The 24,732-nt window shown below is 62.4% G+C and carries 19 protein-coding genes; 6 read left to right on the forward strand and 13 right to left on the reverse strand.

Annotated elements, in window-relative coordinates; all coding sequences use genetic code 11:
* The first annotated feature begins 83 nt into the window (after positions 1–83).
* Entirely contained in the window at positions 84–1,190 is a 1,107-nt protein-coding gene (locus B3H65_RS09915) for an ATP-binding protein (protein ID WP_286685102.1), read from the forward strand.
* A 128-nt stretch (positions 1,191–1,318) separates the two neighbouring features.
* Here B3H65_RS09915 and B3H65_RS09920 read toward each other — a convergent pair whose 3' ends face one another.
* Entirely contained in the window at positions 1,319–1,756 is a 438-nt protein-coding gene (locus tag B3H65_RS09920) for a universal stress protein (RefSeq protein ID WP_270239624.1), read from the reverse strand.
* A gap of 181 nt (positions 1,757–1,937) precedes the next feature.
* Here B3H65_RS09920 and B3H65_RS09925 point away from each other — a divergent pair, with 181 nt between their 5' ends.
* From B3H65_RS09925 to B3H65_RS09935, 3 genes are all read left to right on the forward strand, one after another.
* Positions 1,938–2,921: an undecaprenyl-diphosphate phosphatase gene (locus B3H65_RS09925; protein WP_117680004.1), complete on the forward strand. Its 984-nt coding sequence runs from the start codon at positions 1,938–1,940 to the stop codon at positions 2,919–2,921.
* 338 nt (positions 2,922–3,259) lie between these two features.
* Positions 3,260–4,576 carry an NCS2 family permease gene (locus B3H65_RS09930; RefSeq protein ID WP_117680003.1) on the forward strand — a complete coding sequence of 439 codons (1,317 nt, stop codon included), beginning with the start codon at positions 3,260–3,262 and terminating at the stop codon, positions 4,574–4,576.
* A gap of 159 nt (positions 4,577–4,735) precedes the next feature.
* Positions 4,736–5,077: an arsenate reductase family protein gene (locus B3H65_RS09935; protein ID WP_286685103.1), complete on the forward strand. Its 342-nt coding sequence runs from the start codon at positions 4,736–4,738 to the stop codon at positions 5,075–5,077.
* Between the two features lie 499 nt (positions 5,078–5,576).
* On the opposite strand, the gene B3H65_RS09940 is transcribed toward B3H65_RS09935, so the two are convergent.
* The 9 genes from B3H65_RS09940 to deoD form a co-directional block, all read right to left on the reverse strand.
* Positions 5,577–6,821 (reverse strand): phosphopentomutase, encoded by a 1,245-nt coding sequence (locus B3H65_RS09940; protein ID WP_286685104.1) that lies wholly within the window; start codon positions 6,819–6,821, stop codon positions 5,577–5,579.
* Positions 6,822–6,824: 3 nt separating this feature from the next.
* Positions 6,825–7,496: a deoxyribose-phosphate aldolase gene (deoC, locus tag B3H65_RS09945; RefSeq protein ID WP_009141251.1), complete on the reverse strand. Its 672-nt coding sequence runs from the start codon at positions 7,494–7,496 to the stop codon at positions 6,825–6,827.
* A gap of 67 nt (positions 7,497–7,563) precedes the next feature.
* The gene (locus B3H65_RS09950; protein WP_286685105.1) at positions 7,564–8,913 is read right to left on the reverse strand and encodes a thymidine phosphorylase; all 1,350 of its coding nucleotides are present in this window, start codon (positions 8,911–8,913) and stop codon (positions 7,564–7,566) included.
* A 6-nt stretch (positions 8,914–8,919) separates the two neighbouring features.
* Positions 8,920–9,390, reverse strand: coding sequence for a cytidine deaminase (locus tag B3H65_RS09955; protein WP_349676002.1), 471 nt, complete (start codon positions 9,388–9,390; stop codon positions 8,920–8,922).
* A gap of 145 nt (positions 9,391–9,535) precedes the next feature.
* A complete protein-coding gene (locus B3H65_RS09960; RefSeq protein WP_009141254.1) occupies positions 9,536–10,459 on the reverse strand; it encodes an ABC transporter permease in 924 nt (307 codons plus the stop codon).
* Positions 10,452–11,576: an ABC transporter permease gene (locus tag B3H65_RS09965; RefSeq protein WP_286685107.1), complete on the reverse strand. Its 1,125-nt coding sequence runs from the start codon at positions 11,574–11,576 to the stop codon at positions 10,452–10,454. Before B3H65_RS09965 ends, B3H65_RS09960 begins: the two co-directional genes overlap by 8 nt.
* Positions 11,576–13,102: an ABC transporter ATP-binding protein gene (locus B3H65_RS09970; protein ID WP_117679998.1), complete on the reverse strand. Its 1,527-nt coding sequence runs from the start codon at positions 13,100–13,102 to the stop codon at positions 11,576–11,578. Before B3H65_RS09970 ends, B3H65_RS09965 begins: the two co-directional genes overlap by 1 nt.
* Positions 13,103–13,307: 205 nt before the next feature.
* Positions 13,308–14,375, reverse strand: coding sequence for a BMP family ABC transporter substrate-binding protein (locus B3H65_RS09975; protein ID WP_270479354.1), 1,068 nt, complete (start codon positions 14,373–14,375; stop codon positions 13,308–13,310).
* A 93-nt stretch (positions 14,376–14,468) separates the two neighbouring features.
* A complete protein-coding gene (deoD, locus tag B3H65_RS09980) occupies positions 14,469–15,188 on the reverse strand; it encodes a purine-nucleoside phosphorylase (RefSeq protein WP_286685108.1) in 720 nt (239 codons plus the stop codon).
* A gap of 656 nt (positions 15,189–15,844) precedes the next feature.
* Here deoD and B3H65_RS09985 point away from each other — a divergent pair.
* Positions 15,845–18,412 carry an ATP-dependent helicase gene (locus B3H65_RS09985; RefSeq protein ID WP_286685166.1) on the forward strand — a complete coding sequence of 856 codons (2,568 nt, stop codon included), beginning with the start codon at positions 15,845–15,847 and terminating at the stop codon, positions 18,410–18,412.
* Between the two features lie 114 nt (positions 18,413–18,526).
* On the opposite strand, the gene B3H65_RS09990 is transcribed toward B3H65_RS09985, so the two are convergent.
* The 3 genes from B3H65_RS09990 to B3H65_RS10000 form a co-directional block, all read right to left on the reverse strand.
* Positions 18,527–19,303 carry a GntR family transcriptional regulator gene (locus B3H65_RS09990; protein ID WP_286685109.1) on the reverse strand — a complete coding sequence of 259 codons (777 nt, stop codon included), beginning with the start codon at positions 19,301–19,303 and terminating at the stop codon, positions 18,527–18,529.
* 85 nt (positions 19,304–19,388) lie between these two features.
* Positions 19,389–20,453, reverse strand: coding sequence for a ribonucleotide-diphosphate reductase subunit beta (locus B3H65_RS09995; RefSeq protein WP_286685110.1), 1,065 nt, complete (start codon positions 20,451–20,453; stop codon positions 19,389–19,391).
* Between the two features lie 95 nt (positions 20,454–20,548).
* The gene (locus B3H65_RS10000) at positions 20,549–23,137 is read right to left on the reverse strand and encodes a ribonucleoside-diphosphate reductase subunit alpha (RefSeq protein WP_286685111.1); all 2,589 of its coding nucleotides are present in this window, start codon (positions 23,135–23,137) and stop codon (positions 20,549–20,551) included.
* A 220-nt stretch (positions 23,138–23,357) separates the two neighbouring features.
* Here B3H65_RS10000 and brnQ point away from each other — a divergent pair, with 220 nt between their 5' ends.
* Positions 23,358–24,677 (forward strand): branched-chain amino acid transport system II carrier protein, encoded by a 1,320-nt coding sequence (gene brnQ, locus B3H65_RS10005; protein WP_286685112.1) that lies wholly within the window; start codon positions 23,358–23,360, stop codon positions 24,675–24,677.
* Positions 24,678–24,732 lie beyond the last annotated feature (55 nt).

The raw sequence follows: 24,732 nt of genomic DNA on the forward strand, positions 1-24,732 counted from the left end.
TGCCAGAGAGGGCGGCGCCCCTCCTTCAATGCTTCTGCTTCGAAATGAAAACTTGTTAAAGCATACCAAGGAGGCGGACTATCATGGCAGCGTTTAATAACCCGTTTACACCAACGTTTGGAATCGTGCCGCCCTATATGGCTGGGCGTACATACGTTATCGAAGACATCGTCCGTGCTCTTGACCGCGGCCCGGGCGACCCCAATTTGGCCACCATATTCATAGGAGCAAGAGGTACGGGAAAAACGGCGCTTCTTTCGTATCTCGCCGATGAAGCGCTTGAGCATGGCTGGATCTCGGTAAGTGTTGTCGCGGCACCGGGTATGCTGGAGGACATTTACGAGCGTACCAAGGAGGCTGCCGCCGCCTATATCGATACGACGGACAGCCCAAAACTTAAAGGATTGACCGTCGCGCAGCCCTTTGGCCTCGAGTGGGGGTCCGCCCCTCGCGAGCAGCTCAATTGGCGTTCTCGCATGAACGCTTTGTTTAAAGGGCTCGATCAATATGGCATAGGGCTTTTGATTACCGTGGACGAGGTGTCCGCGTCTCTTGATGAGATGATTTCCTTTGCCGCGACATACCAGCTTTTTGTTCGCGAGGGCAAGCGCGTCGGATTGCTCATGGCGGGGCTTCCCCATCAGGTCTCCGCACTTTTAAGAAACCAAACGGTTTCCTTTCTTCGCCGTTCGGTCCAGCACCGCCTAAGCGGTGTCGCCGATCAGGAGATAGCGCAAGCGCTTGTCCAAACCATTGCAAGCGAAGGGAAGACGGCGACTGGAGAAGCGATCGACCTCATGGTCGACGCCATCGGCGGCTTCCCCTTTATGATGCAGCTTGTGGGGTACAGATCGTGGGATGTATCCCTTGGTTCATGCGAAATTACCGTCAAAGACGTGCAACGAGGCGTGGCGTTGGCGCAAGGCGACCTTGATCAGCGCGTGCTAGAGCCAACGTTTTATGAACTATCGGACGGCGACCTTGCGTTCCTTGGGGCGATGCTTGAGGACCAAGATGTGAGCTTGGTAGCAGATATAGCGCAGCGCATGGGGGTTGCCAGCAATTACGCTTCCCAGTACCGTGCAAGGCTGGTGGAACAGGGAATCATAGGCACGCGCGGGCGCGGAAAGATTGCGTTCGATATGCTGCACTTCAAAGAGTTCCTGCTTTCCAAGTTTGCAGAAGCGTAGCGTCGGGCGCAAGATCGAGACAAGAGGGGCGCCCCGCTCTCCCGTGAAAACAATCCGCAGCCCCAACGGGGCGAGGACGTTTGCACGGGAGAGCGGGGCGCCCGCTCATAGCCGTTCTTATCCAAGTGCTACTTCACAACAAGGATGTCGCAATCGGTGTTGCGCAGCAGGAACGTGGAGATGGAGCCCAGCAGCGCGTACTTGATGGAAGATAGACCGCGTGCGCCGCAGAGTACCAGGTCGGGCTGGATGACGTCGAGCATCTCGTCCTTCAGGGTCTCGCGAATGCGCCCGGCACGGATAACAACTTCGACCTCGGGGATGTCCGGATTGGCCTTCGCCTCTTCCACCTGCGCGGCAATGGAGTTCCTAAAGGCGGTTTCAAGGCCGTTGACCAGGTCGACGGGGTATGCGCCGGCGCTCTCGAGCGCGGTGGAGTCAATAACGTGACCGATAATCAATTTGGCATTGTTGTTCGCAGCGACCTTGATGGCGCGCGCGAGGACAAAATCCTGCTGTTCGGTGCCGTCGAGCGAAACGAAAATCTTGGAATAGCCTTCGTTCATGAGGACCTCCTATCCGGGGACGGGCTCGTGCCACCCGTCATGCCGTCCGCTTTACTTCGCTAAACATATACCCTAAGTGGGAACAATCCGACCTTATTATTCTGTGAATGAAAGCGCTTTTTTCTTGCGGTGTCCGCCACAGCGCGATAATAGTGCGACGACGTCGTAAGGGGGGTCTTTCTTGGACATCATCGAACTTCTCAAGGCCGCGTTCCTGGGCCTGGTTGAGGGCATCACCGAATGGCTGCCCATTTCTTCCACCGGTCACATGATCTTGGTGGACGAGTTTATCAAGCTCAACGTGACCGAAGAATTCTGGAACATGTTTTTGGTGGTCATCCAGCTTGGTGCGATTCTTGCCGTCTGCCTGCTGTTCTTCCATGAGCTCAACCCGTTCTCGCCCAAAAAGGGAAAAGACGGAAGGCGCGCCACTTGGAGTCTGTGGGGCAAGATCGTGTTGGGCTGCATCCCCGCCGCGGTTATCGGAATCCCGCTGGATGACTTTATGGAGGAGCACCTTTACAGCTCCGTGGTGGTTGCCGCCGCGTTGATTGTCTACGGTATCGCCTTCATCGTGATCGAGAGCTGGCGCGCTCGGCGCCGCAGCGAGCTTTCCGCCGCCGGTGCGCTTCCCGGATCGCGTCCCGCCGGCGCCCACTTCGCTGCGTCTCCCGTCGCGTCTTCCGCTGCCGGTGGTGCTGCCGGCTCGGCATATGACGGCGATTCCGACTTTGGCGCCATCGCGTCGTTGGACGAGCTTTCCTGGAAGACCGCCCTGGGCATCGGCTGCTTCCAGGTGCTGTCGCTCATTCCCGGCACCTCGCGCTCTGGTTCCACCATCATCGGCGGCCTGCTTTTGGGCTGCACTCGTTCGGTGGCATCTAAGTTCACGTTCTTCCTGGCGATCCCCGTCATGTTCGGCGCCAGCGCCCTCAAACTGGTGAAGTTTTTTATCAAGGGCGGCACGTTCGGCGCGCCCGAGCTCGCGATTCTGGGCGTTGGCTGCGCGGTCGCCTTTGTGGTCTCGCTGCTTGCCATCAAGTGGCTCATGGGCTTTGTCCGACGTCATGATTTCAAGGCGTTCGGCGTCTACCGCATCGTCCTGGGCGTGCTGGTTCTGGCGTATTTCTTCGCCATCGCTCCCGCCCTGGGTCTTGCCGCCTAATCTTTGGCCCTGTCCGCCGAGAGCGTAGATACTCGGCAGCGGCTATTCTCGATCCTGTACTTTGCACGCCAAAGGCGCGGCGCCGGCCCACGTGGCAGGTGCCGCGCCTTTTTGCATGCGTCCTGCCGCGCGCGATAAGGGGCGGAGGGTTTTAAGGGCGGAACGCTAAGAAGAATAATCTCGTCCATATGCTCACAAATGAGACGGTTGGCGGGCAATTCATGCGCTGGATTGCAAAATGTTGCCAACTCGAAGGAGCGTGAAACGGGAAAAACCTGCAGGTACCTGAATAGTGTGGTATGGTTGTGAAGTTTTTGTTCATCAAGGAAGGGTAGAGAATGAACAACTTCTTCAAGATCGGCGAGCGTGGCTCGACCGTCGGCACCGAGGTGCGCGCCGGCATCACCACGTTCCTGGCGATGGCCTACATCATCGCCGTCAACCCGGCGCTTCTGTCTGCCGCCGGCATTCCGGTGGGCGCCGCCGTCACCTCCACCTGCTTTGCTGCCGGCATCATGACCATCCTCATGGGCCTGTTCGCGAACCGTCCGCTTGCCTGCGCATCCGGCATGGGCATCAACGCGGTCGTCGCGTTCTCGCTCACCGCTGCCGCCGGCGGCGACTGGAAGGTCGCTATGGCGGTTATCTTCCTCGAGGGCCTTATCATCCTGGCGTTGGTTCTGTGCGGTTTGCGCGAGGCCATTATGGAGGCCGTGCCCGTCTCCCTGCGCCACGCCATCGCGGTCGGCCTGGGTATCTTCATCGCGCTGCTGGGCCTTATCAATGGCGGTATCGTGGTCAATGACGATTCCACCCTCATCACCTTTGGATCCGTGTACAACCCCGTGTTCCTGGTGGGCATCATCTCCGTTGTGGTGACTTTTGCCCTGTACGTCTTCAAGATCAAGGGCTACATCCTGTGGGGCATCATCATCGCTGCCGTCGCCGGCGTACCCCTGGGCGTGACCCCTATGCCTACCGGCATTGTCCAGCTGCCCGATTTCACGACCTTCATGGCTCCGTTCCAGACCGCTGCCGACGGCTCCGGCATGGCTATCGTTAAGGTCTTCGTCAACCCCACGCTGCTGGTCTTTGTCTTCTCCATCATGCTGTCCGACTTCTTCGACACCATGGGCACCGCCGTTGCCGTTGGTAAGCAGGGCGACTTCCTGGATGAGGACGGCAACGTCAAGGACATCCGCAAGATCCTGATCGTCGACTCCCTTGCCGCTTCTGTGGGTGGCCTGTTTGGCGCTTCCTCCTGCACCACCTTTGTCGAGTCCGCCTCTGGCGCTGCCGACGGCGGCCGTACCGGTCTCACCTCTGTTGTCACCGGCGTCATCTTCCTGCTCGCCGCGTTCTTCTCCCCGTTGGTCTCCATGATCGCCGCTCCCGCAACCTGCGGCGCCCTGGTTATGGTCGGCTTCCTCATGATGAACGTTGTGAGCGACATCGACTTCAGCAACCCGCTGGACGGCATCCCCGCCTTCATGACCATCATCGGCATTCCGCTGACCTACTCCATCGCTACCGGTATTGGCCTGGGCTTCATCACCTACACCCTTATGGCTGTCTGCACCGGCAACGCCTCCAAGGTCAAGCCGCTTACCTGGCTGGTTGACATCGCGTTCCTGATTTCCTTCTTGATCGCGTAAAGGCCGTCTTCTTACGGTCTTGATTTAGGACGATTTCCTCGTCCCTATGACTCCGGAGCTCCACAAGCGTCCATTGCCGCGCATCGCGCGGATGGTCCTTTGGGGTTCCGGAGCTTTTTTTGTTGGTACACTTTGACGTAACCCGCTAGGAGGATGCATATGAATATCCAGATCTTCGGCACCAAGAAGAGCTTCGATACCAAGAAGGCCCAACGCTACTTTAAAGAGCGCCGTATCAAGTTCCAGTTTATCGACCTTAAAGAGAAGGGGATGAGCAAGGGCGAGCTTGAGAGCGTCATGCGTTGCGTGGGCGGTATCGATGGCGTGCTGGACTGTGATGCAAAGGACCAGGATACGGTCGCGCTTATCACCTATCTGGCTGAGAGCCAGAAGTTTGAGAAGCTGCTTGAGAACCAACAGGTGCTGCGTGAACCCATCGTCCGTAACGGCCGCCAGGCGACCGTGGGCTACCAGCCGGATGTATGGAAGGGCTGGGAGTAGGCACTTTCCTATGCCGCGTCCGGCGTTCATTTGAGGGCATCGGTTCGCTACCCTTGCGGTCCAGTTTGGGGTTGGATTGCTGAAATCGAGCTTCAGTTGGAGTTGGCTGCTACTTTTGCGGTCCAGTTGGACTTGCGACTACTAAAATCGCTGCTCAGTTGGACTTGGCATGGGTTGGCAGATGCGCCGGTTTAAAGAAAGCGCAGGTAGACGCATTGTGATCATATGGGTCTGTTTTTTCAACTCCAACTGAAGGGCGATTATAGTAATTTGGGTGAAGTGAAGCTCGATTTCAGCAGGCGGTAACTCCAACTGAAGCGCGTTTTTAGCAGACAGGTTTTTAGCAGGCAGGTTAAATAGGGAGGACGCGCCCCATTCCAGATGCGGATGGGGGCGCGTCCCTCATTCATATTTGCGGTGGTTCCAGGATGATTGCCATATGGCTGCCATGCTCGGCGCAGCGGCCCCGCGCTGGTGGCATGGCAGCCATGCTGATTCGTTAGGCGAGCTGCTCCAAGAAGCTGGCGCCCTCGCCGTTTCCGGCGACGTTGAAGTTGTCCAAGATGGTGGCGCCCAGGTCAGAGCAGGTGGAGCGTAGGCCAAGATCAGTGCCCGTGGCGGCCATCGAGGGCGACCATGCCAGAAGCGGGACAAGCTCGCGCGTGTGGTCGGTGCCCTTGTAGGTTGGGTCGTTGCCATGATCGGCGGTCACCAGAACCAGGTCGTCCCCGTGCATCGCCTCCATCACGCGGCCTAGGCGGCGGTCGAAGTCCTCAAGGGCCAGGCCGTCGCCCAAAGGATCGCGGCGATGGCCGTAGACGGAGTCGAAGTCGACCAGGTTGGTGAAGCATAGGCCGCACCAATCCTGGGACATGACCTCGTCCACATGGTCCATGCCATCGGAGTTGCTTTGGTTGTGGTAGGAGCGGTCGAAGCCGTGGCCGCAGAGAAGGTCGTAGGTTTTGCCCACGGCGATGGTGTCGAAGCCCGCCTGCTGCAGAAAGTCCACGGCGGTGGGCCCGGTGGGGACCAGGCCGTAGTCATGGCGGTTGGCGGTGCGGACAAAGGTGTCGGCGGAGTCGCCCACGTACGGACGGGCGATGATGCGGCCCATGGTGATCTCCGGGCCGTCGATGAGCTTGCGCGCGTATTCGCAGATGCGGTAGAGCTCGTCTAGGGGGATGACGTCTTCATGCGCGGCGATCTGCAGTACGGAGTCTCCCGAGGTGTAGACGATGAGGTCGCCGGTGGTAAGCTGCTGCTCGCCGTAGTCGCGCAGGACCTCGGTGCCGGAGTACGGTTTGTTGCACAGGATACCGCGGCCGCTGAACTCGCGGATCTTATCTAGCAGGCTATCGGGGAAGCCTTGGGGGAAGTAGTCCACATGGAAGCGTGCCGGCAGGCACATCATCTCCCAGTGGCCGTCCAGAGAATCGTTGCCAAAGCTGGTGACCTGCATGCGCCCGTAGGCGCCGGCGGGGTTGGCGACCGCATCGATGCCGGTGAAGGGCTCGCCGGGTCGCACCAGGCCAAGGCCCAAGCGGGTCATGTTGGGTAGCGCCAGCGGGCGGCCCCGCTCGCGGACGAACCAGTCAGCCATGTGGCCAAGGGTGTCCGCACCCGCGCTGTTGTACTTGTCGGCATCGGGCGCGCCGCCGACGCCGATGGAGTCGATAACGATGGCGAGGACGCGCTTGTAGCGCTTGTAGGGTGCGCGGCCCGCGTCGCGATTGGTGTTCTCCATGGGCTACTCGTCCAATTCTGCCAGGATGGACGCGGCGGCGGATACGCCCAGGCGGGAGGCGCCCGCCTCGATCATGGCGTAGGCGTCCGCAAGCGTGCGGATTCCGCCGGCTGCCTTGACGCCGAAGTCCGGGCCCACGCACTCGCGCATAAGGGTGACGTCGGCGACGGTGGCGCCGCCGGTGGAGAAGCCGGTAGAGGTTTTGACAAAGTCGGCGCCGGCCTCCGCGCACAGCAGGCAGGCGAGGCGCTTCTCGTCATCGGTGAGCAGGCAGCATTCGATGATGACCTTGAGTAGCTTGCCGCCGGCATGCGTGGCCTCGGCGACGGCGCGGATGTCCTCGCGGACCAGCTCGGCATGGCCGGCCTTGAGCTCGCCGATGTTGATGACCATGTCGATCTCGTCGGCGCCGTTGGCGATGGCGTCGGTGGTTTCGAAAACCTTGGACGCGGTGGAGCTGGCGCCCAGCGGGAAGCCGACCACGGTGCAGGTCGCGACGCCTGAGCCGTCGAGCAGGCGGGCGACGTAGGGCACCCAGAAGGGGTTCACGCAGACGCTGGCGCAGCCAAACTGCTTGGCCTCGGCGACCACGCGGTCGATGCCGTCCAGGGTGGCGTCCGCCTTGAGCAGGGTGTGGTCCATGTACTTGGCAAGCTGGGATTGGGTGAGGTTCATGGTTGTTCCTTTCTGGTCGAGGGCAAAGGTTGAATGGGACGACGGCGTGGGCCGTGCGGCCAAGGGGTCACTCGGCATCGCGCCGATTTGGGTAGGTCACGCCGTTCTCGTCCACCGTGGCAAAGAGTAGCGGTTCTGCCGGCGGCTCGTCCGTACCAAAGGTGAGTGCCGCGTTGAAGGTGGCAAGGGCCTGGACGAGGAGTTCTTCGCGTGAGGTGTGCAGGATCGCCACCGGTTGGCCGCACCTGACGGGGTCACCGTAGTTTGCGAGCAACTCGATGCCGGCCGAGTAATCGATCGCGTCGCCCTTGGCAAGGCGCCCGGCACCCAGTTGCGCGCTGGCGATGCCCACTTGTTCGGTATCGATGCGGCAAATGTATCCGTCGCACGGAGCTAGGACGCGGTGCTGGATGGGCGAGGCGTCGAACAGCGCGGTGTCGCGCAGGTATGCCGGGTCGCCGCCCTGGGCCCGGACGATCTCGCAGAGCTTGTCGAAGGCCCCGCCGTTTTCGATAAGCTCGCGGGCGCGATCCCTCGCCGCGGCGGCGCCCATGCGACCGGTCATCTCCATCAGCTCGCCGGCGAGCATGAGGCACTCGTGTTCAAGGTCGGCGGGGCCGCGTCCCTGCAGCATACGGGCGACCTCGATCACCTCGAGCGAGTTGCCTATGGCGCGGCCCAGCGGCCGGTCCATATTGGTGACGAGCGCGCGGACGCGCCGTCCGGCTCCCCGGCCTATGGCGACCATGGTTTGGGCGAGCTCGACGGCTTGCGGCACGGTCTTCATAAAGGCGCCGGATCCCACCTTGACGTCGAGTAGGATGCAGTCGGAGCCGGATGCGAGCTTCTTGCTCATGATGCTCGATGCGATGAGAGGAATGGAGCCAACCGTGGCGGTGACGTCGCGCAGCGCGTAGATGAGCTTGTCTGCCGGCACCAGGTTTCCGGTCTGGCTGATGATGGCGCCGCCGTGCTCGCGCACGATGCGTAGGAAATCGTCGCGTTCAACTTGGGTGGAAAGGCCGGGGATGCTCTCGAGTTTGTCGAGCGTGCCGCCTGTGTGGCCCAGCCCTCGTCCGCTCATCTTGGCGACGAAGACATGGCCGGGGTCCATGGCGGCCAGAAGCGGCACCACGGCGAGCGAGGTCTTGTCGCCCACGCCGCCGGTGGAATGCTTGTCCACGGTGACGCCGCCCAGGGTAGAAAGGTCCACCACGTCGCCGGAGTGGAGCATGCGCATGGTGAGCGATAGGGTCTCATCCTGGTCCATACCGCGCAGGTAGATAGCCATCAGCAAGGCGGACGCCTGGTAGTCAGGGATGTTGCCGGCGACGTAGCCGTTGACAAAGAAGGCGATCTCCTGGTCCGTGAGGGCGCCCCCGTCGCGCTTCTTCTCTATGATTTCGTACATTCTCATGGGCGGTTACTTCCCTAAGTTGGCAGGGCCAAAGCCAAAGGGCAGCATCTGCCGGAGCGTGCGCTCCTCAAAGGCGTCGCCTCCTGTGCCCATGAGGATGCGAAACGTCGCGGGGTCGCAGAACTCCATCATGACCTGCCGGCAGACGCCGCACGGCGCGCAGAGCTCGCTTACGGGCTGACCTGCGGGGCCGCCCACGATGGCGATGGCGGTGAAGTCGCGCTGCCCGTCAAAGACCGCGCGGAAGATGGCGGTGCGCTCGGCGCAGTTGCCGGGCGAGTACGCGGCGTTCTCGATGTTGCAGCCGCCGTAGACGGTACCGTCCGCGCAGAGCAGGGCGGCGCCCACCGCAAAGTTGGAGTAGGGGCAGTATGCCTTTTCGCGCGCCCGGATGGCCGCTTGGACGAGTTCGATATCCGTCATGGAAGCGCTCCTTTCTGTGTTGAAGCCTGTTCGCGCAGACGTCGAGCCGGGCAGGGCGGCTTGGTGCCCGGTGGGACGCGGCGGCTGCGCGAGCGTGCTCGCAGCGAGACGGGGTGGAAGGTAGCCTAAAAGGACGGGCCCCCGCTCCTGTTTGCGGGAGCCCGTGCGTGTTTGGACGATGCGGGGCGGGCGTGTATGCCTAGCCGCGCGAGCCCTTCTCATACGGCACGCCGTCTGCCTTGGGCGCGACGGCCTTGCCCACAAAGAGGACCAGGACAACCAAGGTGAGCGCGTAGGGGAGGATGGCCAGGATCTGGCTGGGTACCGCGATGGCGCCGCCGCCCAGGATGACTACCAGCGCCTGTGCCATGCCGAACAGCAGGCATGCGCCGTACGCTCCATGAGGGGTCCACTTGCCAAAGATCACCGCGGCGAGGGCGATGAAGCCCTGGCCCGCGACGGCGGTCTGCGTGAACTGCGAGATGATGGCCAGCGTGATGGACGCGCCGCCAAAGCCCGCCAAGATGCCGGAGAGCACCACGCAGATGAAGCGGATGCGGCTGACGTTGATACCCAGGGTGTCGGCCGCCGCCGGGTGCTCGCCCACGGCGCGCACGCGCAGGCCCCACTTGGTCTTATAGAGCACAAACCAAACGATCAGCGTGGCCGCAAGGCCCAGGACAACCGTGATATCCACGTTGAGGTTTGCCCACGGGGTGCCTTGGAAGGCGCCGGAGCCAAAGAGCTTGGGCAAGGTGGTGATGGTGGGCGATTGGGTACCGCCGTCCCACATGAGGCGGGCGAGAAACAGCGCGATACCGGGGCCAAGCAGGTTGAGGGCGATGCCGGAGACGTTTTGGTCGGCTTTGAAGGTGACGGCGGCCAGCGCGTGCAGCACGGCGAACAGACCGCCCGCGGCGCCCGCGGCGATAAAGCCCACCCAGGGGTTGCCGGTAAAGTAGCTGCCGGCGACGGCGGCCAGCGCGCCGATAGTCATCATGCCTTCGATGCCGATGTTGACAACGCCAGAGCGCTCGGAGATGACGCCGCCCAGCGCGCCGAAGACCAGCGGCGTGGAGTACATGAGCGTGATGCCCAGCAGAAGCAGGATGTTGTTAAGCATGGTTTGCCCCTCGCTTTCCGAGCTTCTCGGCCAGAAGCGTGACCACGCGGGCCAGCGCGACGAAGAAGACGATGGTGCCGATCATGATGTTGATGATGTCGGTGGGGGCGCCCACGGCGAGCTGCACGCTTTGGCCGCCGTAGATGAGGCCGCCGAACAGCAGGCCGGCGAAGATGCAGCCGATGGGGCTGGAGCCGGCGATGAGGGCGACGGAGAAGCCGTTGAAGCCGTTGTTCTCAAACGCGGCGAGCATGGTGAGGCAGTGAGGTTCGATGCCCGTGATGGTGAGGGCGCCGGCCAAACCGGAGATGGCGCCGGCGATGGTCATGGCGAGCAGGGTGTTGCGGTTGACGTTGATGCCCGAGAACTCGGCGGCGTCGCGGTTGAAGCCCACGGCGCGCAGCTCGAAGCCCAGCTTGGAGCGGAACAGCAGGAACCATACGAGCACGGCAACCACGATGGCGACGATAAAGGCGATGTTGACGTCGGTTTTGACCAACACGTCGAAGAGCCACGGCGTGCCGCTGAGCGTCTCGAGTCCCTGATCCGACATCTTCCAGTTATGCAGGATGGTGGTGAAGCTGGACTCGTTCACCGGAAAGCTGGAGGTGGTGTTGGGCTGGTGGTAGGCCGCGGTGGAGACCACGAAGTTATTGAGGTAGAGCATGGTCCAGTTGAGCATGATGGCCGTGATGACCTCATGGATGCCGAAGCGCGACTTGAGGAAGCCCGTTATGGCGCCGATCAACGCGCCGCCCGCGACACCCGCCAGGATGACCACGGGAATCTGGATGGGGGCGGGCAGGTTGAGCTTGGCGCCCACCAGCACCGCGCACATGGTGCCGGCGATGTACTGGCCCTCTGCACCGATGTTGAACAGGCCGGTCTTGAACGCGAAGGCGACCGAGATGCCCGTGAGGATGATGGGCGCGGCCTTGATGATGGTGTTGGAGATGTACTTGGGTTTAGAGAAGATGCCCTGGAACAGCGCGGTAAAGGCGGCGACGGGGTCGTAGCCCGCGACGGCAAGCGCGCCCGCTGCGACCAGAAATCCCAGGATGATGGCGATAAAGGTCGCGGTGATGGGCTTTTTCAAGATTTTCTGGATGGTTTCCATTACTCGTGACCTCCCGCCATGAGCAGGCCGATGCGGTTCTCGTCCACGTCACCTTGCTTGAAGGTGTCGACGATCGCACCGGCGTAGATGACAGCGATGGTGTCCGCGACGCTCATAACCTCGTCCAGCTCAAGCGAGATGAGCAGGATCGCGGTGCCGCGGTCGCGCTCGGCCACCAGCGTCTTATGCACGTATTCGATGGCGCCCACGTCTAGGCCGCGGGTGGGCTGGACGGCGATGAGCACGTCAGGGTTGTTGGAGATCTCGCGGCCGATGATGACCTTTTGCTGGTTGCCGCCGGAGAGGCCCGCGGCGGTGTGGTCCGCGCAATCGGCGGGGCGAACGTCGTAGTCGTGGATGAGCTGCTCGGTGAACTCGTGCATCTTCGCGCGGTCGAGAACCCCGTGCGCGCCAAACTCGGGCGTGCGGTACTTCTCCAGCACGGCGTTCTCCGCGACGGTGAAGGGGAGTACCAGGCCGCGGCGCTGGCGGTCTTCATGGATGGTCGAGACCTTGTGGTCTATGACGTTGCGCGGCGTGGTGTTTTGGATCTCCTCGCCGTTGACGGTGATGGTGCCGCTTTGGGCACGGGTGAGGCAGGTTATAGCCTCGACCAGCTCCTTTTGGCCGTTGCCGTCGATGCCCGCGATGCCTACGATCTCGCCTGCGCGCACGGAGAGGTTGAGGTGGCGCACGGCCTCGATGCCGCGCTCGTCCTTAACCACCAGGTCGTCGATGCGGAAGACCTCCTTGCCGGGATTGGCGGGCGCCTTCTCTACAACCAAGTTGACGTGGTGGCCCACCATCTTCTCCGCAAGCTCCTCCTCGTCCACCCCTGCGACGTCGACCGCGCCGACGTACTTGCCGCGGCGGATGATGGTGCAGGTGTCGGAGGAGGCTTTGATCTCCTTGAGCTTGTGCGTGATGATGATGATAGTCTTGCCCTTGGCGGCGAGGCCGCGCATGATCTGGACCAGACGGTCGATCTCTTGCGGGGTGAGGACGGCGGTGGGCTCGTCTAGGATGAGGATGTCGGCTCCACGGTAGAGCGCCTTGAGGATCTCGACGCGCTGCTGCATGCCCACGGAGATGTCCTCGATCTTGGCGTCCGGGTCTACCTCGAGGCCGTACTCGGCGATGATGTCGCGGACGCGCTGGCCGGCCGCCTTCATGTCGAGCAAGCCCGCCCCGCGGCAGGGCTCCTGTCCCAGGATGATGTTCTGGGTGACGGTGAAGTTGTCGACCAGCATGAAGTGCTGGTGCACCATGCCGATGCCGTGGGCGATGGCATCATTGGGGTTGCTGATCGAGACTTTTTCGCCACCGAGGAAGATCTCTCCCTCTTCTGCCTGGTATAGGCCGTAGAGCACGTTCATGAGCGTGCTCTTGCCGGCGCCGTTCTCGCCCAGGATGGCGTGGATGCTGCCGCGTTCTACGTCCAGGTCCACGTGGTCCAAGGCGCAAAACGAGCCGAACATCTTGACTATGCCGTGCATCTGCACCGCATAGCTGGGGTTAACCTCCATAACGGCTCTCCTCCCTTTTCTATCGGTCAAACCGCGGCCGGGTCGCGCGGGGTTCAGGGCGGGCGTGCCCTTGGCCAGGCGCGGCGCGATCGCGGGGTGAACGATGGCGGATGCTTGGGGGATGATTGGATGAATTGCGGGTGGGGGAGAAAAAGAAAAGCGGGCGGCACGCCAAGGCGCGCTGCCCGCTTGTATGCTCGATGGTTTAGAGGGTAGCGACGAATGCGTTGAAGTCGTCCTCATTGGCGGGCGGCGTGATCTTGCCGTCCTTGATCTCGCCCTCCAGATCGATGGCCTGGTTGTAGACCTCGTCGGCCATGAGCGAATGCTCCTCGGGGATGCCCACGGCGTCGTCGGTCATGCCGAACTCGACGGTCTGGCCGCCGATCTTATCGCCGTTGATGGCCTTCTTGGAAAGCTCGAGAACAGCGACGTCGACCTTTTTCATAGCGGAGGTCAGAACGTTCTCGGGCGCGAGGCTGGACTGGTCCTTGTCGACGCCGATGACCAGCTTGCCAGCTTCCTTAGCGGCCTCGATGACGCCGTTGCCAGCGCCGCCGGCGGCGTGGAAGACGATGTCGCAGCCGTCGGAGTACATCTTGGTAGCGGTGGCCTTGCCTTTGGCGGCGTCGCCGAAGCTCTCGAGGTACTGGACGTCGACGGTGACGTTCTTGCCCTGGGTCTTGTTGGCGTACTCGACGCCAGCCTTATAGCCCCACTCGAACTGGTCGATAACGACGGACTGCATGCCGCCGACGAAGCCGACCTTGCCGGTCTGGGTGGTCATAGCGGCGATGTAGCCGACCAGGAAGGAAGGCTCCTGGGCGCGGAAGACGACGCCGGTGACGTTGTCGGGGGTGTTCTCGTAGGCGTTGTCGATGATAGCGAAGTTGACGTCGGGGTTCTGCTTGGCCGCGGTCTCGATAGCGTTGGCCATGGCGAAGCCGATGCCCCAGACCAGGTTGTTCTCGCCGTCGACGGCCTTGTCCAGGTTGGGGCCGTAGTCGGACTCCTGCTTGGACTCGGTGTAGGAGACCTTGGTGCCGGTCTCGTCCTCGAGTTCCTGCAGGCCCTTCCAGGCAAGCTCGTTGAAGGACTGGTCGTTGACGCCGCCCATGTCGGTGACCATGGTCACCTTGTAGGAGCTCTCGGCGCCCTTGTCGGTGCCGGCGGAGCCGGAGTCGGCAGCGCCACCGCCACCGCAGCCGGCGAGAGCCAGCGCGAGGACGCCTGCGGCCGCCATGGAGGCGATGCCCTTGAAACGCTTGTTCATGTTTCTCTTCCCTTTCACTAAGCGTTGCAGGTACACATGCATGTATCTCGAACCGGGGCGGCGAACCCCGGCGCTGATACCAAAGGTGGTTTGCTACTCCTGGATGGCGACGGCGAGAGCGATCTCCATCATCTGGGTAAAGCTGGTCTGGCGCTCTTCTGCAGAGAGGCTCTCGCCCTTGAGCGGCAGGTCGGAGATGGTGAGCAGGCACAGGGCCTTCTTGTTGGCGCGCGCGGCGTTCATGTAGAGCGCGGCCGCCTCCATCTCGACTGCGAGCACGCCCATCTTCTGCCAGGAGACGGTTGCCTGGTCATTGTCGTCATAGAACGTGTCGCTGGAGAGGACGTTGCCAACTTTAAGCTCCACGCCCTGATCGCGACCGGCTGCGACGGCGCGCTCGAGCAGGTCGAAGCTGGCGATGGGGGCGTAGGTGCCGGGCAGCTGGTACTGGTGGGCGTAGTTGGAATTGGTGCAGGCGCCCATGCCGGCCACTACGTCGCGGACCTTGACCTCGTCCGCGATACCGCCGGCGGAGCCCACGCGGATGATGGACTCGACGCCGTAGAAGTTGAACAGCTCGTAGGAGTAGATGCCGATGGAGGGCATGCCCATGCCGCCGCCCATGACGGAGACGGGGATGCCCTGGTAGGTACCGGTGTAGCCCAGCATGTTGCGAACGGTGTTGAAGCAGCGGACGTCTTCTAGGTAGGTGTCGGCGATGAACTTCGCGCGCAGCGGGTCGCCGGGCATGAGGACGGTCTTGGCGATGTCGCCTTCGATGGCGCCGTTATGCGGCGTGGGCGTAGTTGCCATATAGAAGCTCCTTAATTGTCGGTCGTTGCTTAGATAGCAGATTTCAACAGTCTACTGTGCGATACCCGCTTTATGGGAATAAAACTCAAGTGAAATATTCTTTTCGGCAGGTGGTAGGTTGCCGCTTTATCAGGGAAAAGAGTATGCAGCCGATTTGCTCATACGGACTCGCCGGCGATGCGCCCGCCGCTCGGCGGGACGCGTCTTGCAGATTCGAGTGTTTGTGCGCAGGGGCGCGGGGTGCGCCCGGGTGTCTGCGCGGGTGGCTATACTGGATGGGTTGAAGATTTCGCGTTGCCCGCAGGCGGCGCATGAGATTGCTTTTGGAGTTGCCCATGCCCCAGAGAGCCCCGTATCCGTGGGAGAAGAACATGATGGCGGCGAGCAAGGAGACCGCGGCGCCGGGTGGCGCTGCGCCCGTTTCCAGCGCACGACCCGCAGCCAAGCCGGCGCAGCAGGCGACGCTCGACCTGTTCTCGTCCGGCGCGTCCCCTTCCTCGTCCGCGCCCGAACCAGATTTGGTTCCGCTAGACGCCTACGGCGCGTCTGCGGGCGAGTACATCTCTGCCGATGAGGGCGCGCCCGCGCAAGCCTATGTGCCTACGGACTACGTTCCGGCAGAGACTTACGCGCCCGCGGATTACGCGCCCGCGCGCATGGCTGCGCCGGCGTTGCCCAAGGTCGATATCGATTCGTTGAACCCCGCCCAGCGCGAGGCCGTGGTGACCACGGAAGGGCCTCTGCTGGTGCTGGCGGGCGCAGGGTCGGGTAAGACGCGCGTGCTGACCTATCGCATCGCCCATATGATCGCGGATCTGGGCATCCGTCCCTGGCAGATCTTGGCCATCACCTTTACCAACAAGGCCGCCGCGGAGATGCGCGAGCGCTTGGGCGCGCTTTTGCCCGACAGCACCCGCGGCATGTGGGTGTGCACGTTCCACGCCATGTGCGTGCGCATGCTGCGCGAGGACGCCGATCTGCTGGGCTACACCGGCCAGTTCACCATCTACGATGACGACGATTCGCGCCGCATGGTGCGCGAGATCATGCAGGGCCTGGACATAGACCAAAAGAACTTCCCCATCAACATGATCCGCGGCAAGATCTCTGCGGCCAAGAACGCCATGGTGGGCCCGGACGAGATGCTGGAGAAGGCGTCGGACCCCAAGGAGCGCAAGGCCGCGCAGGTCTACGCCGAACTGGAGCGCCGCCTGCGCGCCGCCAACGCCATGGACTTCGACGACCTGCTGGTTCGCACGCTCGAGCTGCTGCGCACCCGCCCGGAGGTGCTGGATAAGTACCAGGATCGTTTTCGCTACATCTCCGTGGACGAGTACCAGGACACCAACCACGTGCAGTACGAGATCGCCAACCTGCTTGCCGCTAAGTACCAAAACCTTATGGTGGTGGGCGATGACGACCAGTCGATTTACTCTTGGCGCGGCGCCGACATCTCCAACATCCTTGACTTTGAGAAGGACTTCAAGCAGGCCAAGGTGGTCAAGCTCGAGCAGAACTACCGCAGTACCGGCCACATTCTGAACGCGGCCAACGCGGTGGTGCGCCATAACTCGCAGCGCAAGGAGAAGCGTCTGTTCACCGCGCTGGGCGAGGGCGAGAAGATCCAGGCGTACCAGGCGGGCGACGAGCGCGACGAGGGCCGCTGGATCGCCGGCGAGATCGACAAGCAGCGATCGGCAGGCGTGAGCTACGACGACATGGCGGTCTTCTACCGCACCAACGCGCAGTCGCGTATCTTGGAAGATATGTTTTTGCGCGCCGGCGTGCCGTACAAGATCGTGGGCGGCACGCGATTCTTCGACCGCGCGGAGATTCGCGACGTGATGGCCTACCTCAAGATGATCGTGAACCCGGCGGACGAGATGAGCGTCAAGCGCGTCATCAACACCCCGCGCCGCGGCATCGGCTCCACTTCCATTGAGAAGATCGAGCAGCTTGCCCGCGAGAACGGATGCTCGTTCTTCCAGGCGTGCGAGCTGGCGTGCGCTGAGACGGGTCGCTTTACGGCCAAGGTGCGCACCGCACTGGGCAGCTTTGTCAATATCGTCCGCGAGGGGCGCCGCATGGACGGCGAGCTCAAAGACGTGGTCGATGCGATTGTGGACAGGACCGGCCTGGTGCAGGCGTTCCGCGCCGAGGGCACCATGGAGGCCGAGGGCCGCATGGAGAACATCCAGGAATTCATGGGCGTCGCCGCGGAATTTGAGGAGACGCACGACGACATAGAGGGGACGCTGGAGAGCTTGGAAGAGCTGCGCGCCGCCGGCATGGAGGGCGTGCCCGAGGATGCCGCCCCCGCTGTCGAGGGCGCCGCGCCGTTTGCGGGTGCCGCGAGCGTCGCCGGCGCCGCCGAGCCCGCCGGGGTGCCCGCCGCCGCGATCGCCGCGCAGGAGATCGAGCGCACCTACGGACCTCTGGCGTGCAAGGCGCTGCCGGCGCTGATGGAATGGCTCGCCCTGCGCTCCGACCTCGATTCTCTTGCCGGCCAGACCCAGGCCGTGACCATGATGACGGTCCACTCCGCCAAGGGTCTGGAGTTCCCCGTGGTCTTTGTCGCCGGTTTGGAGGAGGGCATCTTCCCGCACGTCGCCGGCTTTGGCGGATCGGATGACCCGGGCAAGTTGGAGGAGGAGCGTCGCCTGGCCTACGTCGCCATCACGCGTGCGCGCAAGAAGCTGTTCCTCACCTATGCTGCCACGCGCCGCACCTACGGCTCCACGCAGGCAAACCCGCGCTCGCGGTTCATCAACGAGATTCCCGAGGTGGATATCGAGTTCTCCGGCGTGGGGTCCGCGGGCTTCGAGGGCGTTGGCTGGGAGAAGCGCGGCGACCGCCGCGGCACCTACGGATCGGGAACCGGCAGTGAGTACGGCGGCAGCGTCTTTGGTTCCTACACCCGTTCGACCGGTCGCACGCAGCGCCACACCGGCGTGAGTCCGGATGCGGGGCGCAAGCCGTCCACGTTTGGATCGGGCACTCCTCGTCCGCGAAGGGCCGCCGCGTCCCCCGCCGTGGAGCAGCGCCGTCCCGACGCCGCCAAGGCAGCCGAGACCTTTGCCCCCGGCGACCAGGTGAGCCATAAGACCTTTGGTCCCGGTACGGTCATCTCTGCCGCCGGCGACATGATCGAGGTTCAGTTTGAGAAGAGCGGACAGACCAAGAAGCTCATGAAGGGCTTTGCGCCCATTGTGAAGATCAGTTAGGGTTGGCGGGCTTTAGGGGTGGGCTGGCTTGAATTGGAGCCCTGTGCGCTCGCCCGCTTGATAGCGAATGATTAGCATGCCGGATCGCGTAGCGTGGTCCGGCATGCTGCGTTTTTAGCAGAGCCGGCGCAGCGTGGTACCGTGCTCGTCCATGCTGATGCCCAGACGGTAGCCGTCGCCGCGTGCGTAGACGGACGAGAGTTCGAAGGGGCGGTCGTATGTGTCATATGAGACGCGCAGGCAGTGCAGGGCCGCAGCACCCGTGGGGACCGCCAGAAGCTTTGCCTCCGCAGCGTCCAGGGTGACCGCTTCATAGATGTCTTCTGCGCGAGCGGGTATGATGCGCGCGCGCTCCGCCAGGTAGGCGTAAAGCGAGCTGGTGACATCGTTTTGGGTGAGCGAGGGGCAGAACTCGCAGGGGATGTAGGACGTTTCCAGGCGCAGCGGCCGGTTGTTAGCGAGGCGCAGCCTGCGCGTCTGCCACAGCTGGGTGCCGGTGTGGACCTTAAGGGAGCGGCAAACGAGCTCGCCGCCCCTGATCCTCTTAAAGTTGATCAGGCGCGAGGACGGGGTTTTGCCCGCGTGGGCCATCTCGTCGCTGAAACCTATCATGACGTCGATGCCCTCGGCAGAGGTGGCGACGGGGAAGGTGCCCTTGCCGCGCCTGCGCGTTACATGGCCTTGGTCCACCAAGTCTTGAAAGCAGCGCCGCACGGTGGCACGCGAAAGGCCCAGCGCTTCGCAGATCTGCTGCTCGGTGGGAAGTGCTGTTCCTTCTGGGAACGCGCCTATTGCGATGAGCTGGAGCAAGCGCTGTTTAAGCTGCTGGTAAAGCGGGGTGGGCGAGGTGTCATCAAGCGGGATGCGGCATAGTTCCTCGAGCGCGTTCATCATGACCTCTTCGATAGCAAAGATATGTACATACCGTACAAAGCTATCTTATTCTACGCCTCGCCACCCGTTCTCGTCCTTAGTTTTACAGGTCGTCGACCAAGGCGGTCGATTTGGCATAGGCGGTCGACTTTGCCTCGAAGAAGTCCGTCTTCACCATGTTGGCGTTGCTGTACTGGCCCACCCATGCCATGTCGGCGGGCTCGCGCTGGTTGTCCTCGAACAGGTAACCGTAGCCTAGCGAGCTCCAGCGAAGATTTCCCAGATAGCGGATGTAGTCGGTTACCATCTGGCGGGTGAGGCCCTCGATGGCGTCGCCTATCACGTAGTGGCCCCAGGCAATCTCCTGCGCCACGCCTTCCTCTAGCATGGCGCGCAGCACCTCGATGTTCTCGGGGGTGAAGAGCTGCGGCTCCTCCTTTTGAAGCTCCAAGATCATGGAGCGGAACAGCCACAGATGCGTGTTCTCGTCCCTATTGATATAGCGGATCTCTTGCGCGCTGCCGGGCATCTTGCCCATGCGCGCCAGGTTGTAGAAGAACATGAAGCCGGAGTAGAAGTACACGCCTTCCAGGATGTAGTTGGCCATCAGTACCTTGAGCAGGGTGAAGGCATCCTTCTTCTCCTGGAACTCGTTGTACCGCTCGCCAATGAAGGTGTTGCGGGCAAGCAGGCGCTCGTCGGTCTTCCACTGGTAGAGGATGTCGTTTCGCTGCTCGGGACTGCAGATGCTGTCGAGCATGTAACTGTAGCTCTGGCTGTGCACGCATTCTTGGAACGACTGGATGTGCAGGCACAAATTGACCTCGTTGGCGGTGATGTACTCGCTGATGTTGGGCAGGTTCGCAGTCTGCAGCGAATCCAAGAACACCAGGAAGGAGAGGATCTTGTCGTAGGCGGTGCGCTCGGAGACGCCCAGGTTGGGGTAGTCCTTTACGTCTTGGGTGAGGTTGATCTCTTCCGGAATCCAAAAGTTGTTCATGGCCTGTCGGTACCAGCTGGAGACCCAGGGGTACTTGAGGTTGTTGAAATCGTTGAGGTTGGTGGTGTTGCCGCCGATCATGCGGCGCGCGGTTACGTCCGTATCGCCCTGGGGGTTGAACAGCGGCTTGTGCACCAGCGGCGCGTCGGTTTTATAAGAAGAGATCATGGGGCCTCCCAAATGGTGTGTGGTCTAGCGTGCAGGGTGGGCGGACGGGTCAAGGCGGGCATGGTGGGCGGGGCGGGCGAGGGCGTGGACGAGCTTTAGCTGGAGCAGCTCTCGCATTCCTCGACTTCGAGCGATTTGCTGCGAACATAGTAGATGGTCTTGACGCCGGCTCGCCATGCCTCCAGGTACAGATTGAGGACTTGGCGCATAGTGTAGTCGTTGGTGATGTAGAGGTTCATGGACTGGGCCTGGTCAATGTGGCGCTGGCGAACGCCGGCGGCGCGCACGCTCCAGGTTTGGTCGATGTAGTGCGCGGGCTTGTAGTACCAGTAGGTCTGGGGAGACAGGCCCGGCGCCACGCGCGGCAGCATGCTGCCCTTCTTCTCTTCCAAGAAGAATTTGCGCATGACGGGGTCCATGCCCGCAGTGGTGCCGGCGATGATGGAGGTCGAGCTGGTGGGGGCGATCGCCAGCAAGTAGGCGTTGCGCATGCCCTGCTCGCTCACGCGATGTGCTAGCTGCTGCCATTCCTCGTCCACATACCCGCGCTTCTCGAAATAGGCGCCGGTCTGCCAGTCGCTGCCGTCGAACAGCTGGTAGCTGCCGCGCTCCGCCGCAAGGGCGCAGGACGCCTCGATGGCGAAGCGGTTGATGTCTTCAAAGACCTGGTCGGCAAAGGCGAGGTGCTCCTCGCTCTCCCAGGAGATGCCGGCTTGCGCCAGCATGTGGTGGTAGCCAGATACGCCCAGACCTATCGCGCGGTAGCGCTTGGTGGTGAGCTCGGCGTAGGGGAGCATGTAGTAGTTGAGGTCGATGACGTTGTCCAGCGCACGCACCACGGTACGGACCACCTCGCGCATCTTGTCGCGGTCGCGCACCGGCAGGTGCCCTAGCGACAGGCTTGCCAGGTTGCAGACAACAAAGTCGCCCGGCCGCGTGGTGCGGACCACCACGGTGTCGCCGTCTTGCGTCTTGACCTCGCAGGAGACCTCCTCGATGGCGCTCATGTTCTGCGCGATCTCCGTGCAGAGGTTGGAGCAGTAGATAATGCCCGCGTGCGGGTTGGGGTTGGCGCGGTTGACGGCGTCGCGCATGAACGTAAAGGGCGTGCCGGTCTCGACGGCGCTTTTAAGGATAAGGCGGACGAGGTCCTTGATGGTGATGGTTCGCTTGGCGATGCGGGGGTCCGCCACGCAGTCCAGGTAGCGGCGCTCCCACTCGTCCCCATAGTAATCCTCGAGCGCGTAGCCCTTGATGGCGAGGATGTCATGCGGGCACATGAGGTGCCAGGGTTGGTCGAGGTCTTCTTGCGCCATGCGCCAGAACAGGTCCGGATAGCACACGGCCGGGAAGACGTCGTGCGCCTTCATGCGGTCGTCGCCGTTGTTGGTGCGCAGCTGCAAGAACTCCGGCAGGTCGCGGTGCCAGGCGTCCAGGTAGACCGCTACGGCGCCCTGGCGCATGCCCAGCTGGTCCACGGCCACGGCGGTGTCGTTGATGACGCGGATCCAGCGGATCACGCCGCCGGCCACGCCGGCGAAGCCGCGGATGGATCCGCCGGTGGCCCGGACCTTGCCAAGGTACATGCCCATGCCGCCGCCATATTTGGATACCTGGGCGAAGTTGTCGATGCTGCGGTAGATGCCCGTGAGGCTGTCCGGCACGGTGTCGATGAAGCAGCTGGAGAGCTGGTGGTAGGGCTTGCGCGCGTTGGACAGCGTGGGGGTGGCCATGGTGACCTCGAGGCGCGAGAGCATGTTGTAGAAGCGCTCCACCCAGCCCAGGCGATCGGTTTTCTCGTTCATGGCCAGGTGCAGGGCGATACCCAGGTACATCTCCTGCGGGCTTTCCAGCAACTGGTGGTCGCGCGTACGGATTGCGTAGCGCTTGAGCAGCAGGTCAAGGCCAGCATAGGTGAAGAGCTCGTCACGGGAGTCATCGATGAGGCGTGCTGCGTCGTCGATCTCCTCGCGGGTGTAGGCGGCAAGGATATAGTCGCCGTAGAGGTCCTGGTCCGTAAGGTAGCGCAGCTTTGCGTAGAGGTTGACGAGTCCCAGGCGCTCTTGGGTTGAGGCGAGTTCGCGGTGCGCGCGGAAAGCCAGCAGGCGCCCGGCGATCATCTCCCAGCGCGGGGCCTCCTGACAAGTGAGCTCGACCGCTGCCTTGATTAGGGAGTCCAGACGTTGCTCGATGCTCATGCCGGGTTTCGCGAACGAGGAGAAGCGGTGCTCGAGATGCTCCAGGCTATAGGCGGGGTCTGTGAAATCGCGCTCGATGCGCTCAAGGCAGGCGACCAGATCGGGCACCCCAGCTGTCTGGGCGAGAGCCTGGCGCAGCCCGCGCCGCTCCGCGCGGTGGTGACGGTAGAGGATGTATGCCTTCGCGACGTCGTAGAACCCCTGCTCCATAAGGGCGCGCTCGACCAGGTCCTGGATGCCTTCGACGCCTTCGACGCCGCGGGCGATCATGGACGACTCGACTGCCTGGAGCAATTGGTCGAGCTGGTTGTCATCGACTTGCGCGCCAAGCTCTGCAAAGGCGCGCGACATGGCGGTTTTGATCTTGGAGCCGTCGTAGGGCTCCGTGCGCCCGTCGCGCTTGGAGATGGCGAGGTCGCGAATACCGTCGGGGCCCTCGCTGGCGCATGCGGCGCTTCCCGCGCGGTCGGGTGTGGTGTTGTCCATGGGTGCACCTTTCGATGTGTCGGGCAGGCGATGCCCGGTTGAATAACGTTTCCTTTGGCTAACTCATGCTATCAAAAGAATAGCAATAGTGGGATGGTCGCTTGGTTGAATTGCTGTGTGCACGTTATGAAGGCGCTGCGGTGGTACAGTGGAAAGTCACGCAATGCGGTGATAGATGCAGGTTCGCGTACGCGCGATTGGATGTGAACGGAGGCCCGTGGTGGCCGCAAAAACCTTATCGCCCAAGCAGTCGCTGTTTGTAGGCGTCACCTTGTTCTCGATGTTCTTTGGCGCGGGCAACCTTATCTTGCCGCCCTTGGTTGGTCTTCAGGCCGGCGCGCGGGGCATCCCGGCGATGGTCGGCTTTTTGATCACGGGCATCGGCCTGCCGGTGCTGGGAATTGTCGCCGTCGCTCTAGCGGGTACCATCCGCGATCTGGCATCTCGCGTGCACCCTGTTTTCGCCCATATCTTTGTGACGGCGGTCTATCTGGCTATTGGTCCGTGCCTGGCGATTCCGCGCACCTCGTCCACATCATTTGAGATTCTGCAGCCGCTGCTGCCCCAGCACCTTCCGCTTGAGGCGGTGCGCCTGGCGTTTTCCGTTCTCTTCTTTGTTGCTGCGTATCTTTTGGCCATGCATCCCGGCCGCTTGACGCGCCTGCTGGGACATGTGACGGGGCCCGCGCTGATAGTCCTTATTGTCGCCGTGGTTGGGGCGGCCATCTTCAACCCGGACCCCGCGGGCGTCGCCGCCGCGCAGGAGTCGTACTCGTCCGCACCCGCTATGCAGGGATTCTTGGTTGGCTACCAGACCATGGACCTTCTGGCGTCGCTTACCTTTGGCATCGTTATCGCTACCAATATCCGCGAGCTGGGCGTTACGGATGACGCGGGCCTTACGCGCGAGGTTTCGCGCGCCGGCCTGTTTGCGGGCGTTCTTATGGCGCTCATCTACTGCGGCCTGGCGGTTGTGGGCGCTAACCTTAGCGCCGCCATGCCCGATCTCACCAACGGCGCCGCCATTCTCACGGCGTCCGCGTCGCTGCATTTTGGCGTTGTGGGGCTGGTCGTTGTCGCGGCGATCTTCTTGCTTGCGTGCCTCAATGTGTGCATTGGCCTTATCAGCTGTTGCGGAACGTATTTTGCAGACGAGTTTCCGCGCGTGCCATACCGCGTTTGGGCGGCGGGATTCGCCATGTTCTCCTGTGCGGTCTCCAACCTTGGGCTCGACGCGATCCTGGCGTTCTCCGTGCCGCTGCTCAACGCCCTGTACCCGGTTGCTATCGTGCTGGTGGTCATGGGCATGCTGCATAAGGTATGCGATCGCTACCCGCGCATGTGGCAATGGGTTGTTGGCCTTACCGCAATCGTCAGCGTCGTCGTGAGCGCGCGCGATGCGTTCTTCCCCGGCGCGCTGCCCATGCTCGACGTGCTGCCGCTTGCCTCCTTTGATCTGGAGTGGCTGCTGCCGGCGTTGGCTGCCGCGGTGATCGGGGTTGTCCATTCCCGTCTTCGCCCGGTTGGGACGGCGGCTTGATCAAGGCGCTTCATCGCCCGCACATATAAAGAAACAGGGGTCCTGGCATATGCCG

Source organism: Collinsella sp. UBA1693 (assembly GCF_002320115.1).
GTDB classification, from domain to species: domain Bacteria; phylum Actinomycetota; class Coriobacteriia; order Coriobacteriales; family Coriobacteriaceae; genus Collinsella; species Collinsella tanakaei.